The sequence below is a fragment of the Herbiconiux daphne genome (genome assembly GCF_024979295.1).
Taxonomy (GTDB): Bacteria; Actinomycetota; Actinomycetes; order Actinomycetales; family Microbacteriaceae; genus Herbiconiux; species Herbiconiux daphnes.
Genome location: NZ_JANLCJ010000582.1, coordinates 1 through 592 on the forward strand (window position 1 = coordinate 1; position 592 = coordinate 592).

Genomic DNA, 592 nt, shown 5'->3' on the forward strand with positions numbered 1-592 from the left:
CAACTCTTTCATTCGTAATTGCAACGGCGATCGCATCTTTCGCAACTAACGCACTCGCACAGGCCCCAGCAACTGCACCGGCTTACGTTACCGAAGCCCAGCATTCTTCCGCAATCGCGCTGGAAAACATGCACAAATGGCAAGCGACCTTTAACGCGGCCCCTGCTTCCGAACGTGCTTACGCTGCTGAAAAACTGGACGCGGCAACCAACGCGGCGCAAACCGCCGTACTCGCTGAAAAAGTTGCTATTAAAAAATGGCTGACGCCTCCGACTTCTCCGGCGCTGGCACCTGCTGAAGCTCCGCACGTTCAGCACTTCGGCGAACCGCAGAACATTGCGATTCCGGCGAAACCTGGTTTTGAGCACAATGTTAATGTGCCTACCCCGCTTCCACAGACTGCCGCAAAAGACGGCGTGTTAGTGCAACACGTTTCTATCGCTACCCCAGCACCGCAAGCTGCCGCCGTTGACGGCCCACTGGTTAAGACCGTTGATACTCAGATCGTGAATCGTCCGCTGCCAGCTCCGCAAGCTGCCGCCGTTGACGGCCCGCTGGTTAAGACCGTTGATACTGTAATCGTTAACCATCC

1 protein-coding gene is annotated in these 592 nt (G+C 55.9%); it reads left to right on the forward strand.

The annotated features are described in order from the left end of the window. The coding region (locus N1032_RS26570; RefSeq protein WP_259543655.1) for a hypothetical protein at positions 1-592 on the forward strand (592 nt) is incomplete at both ends.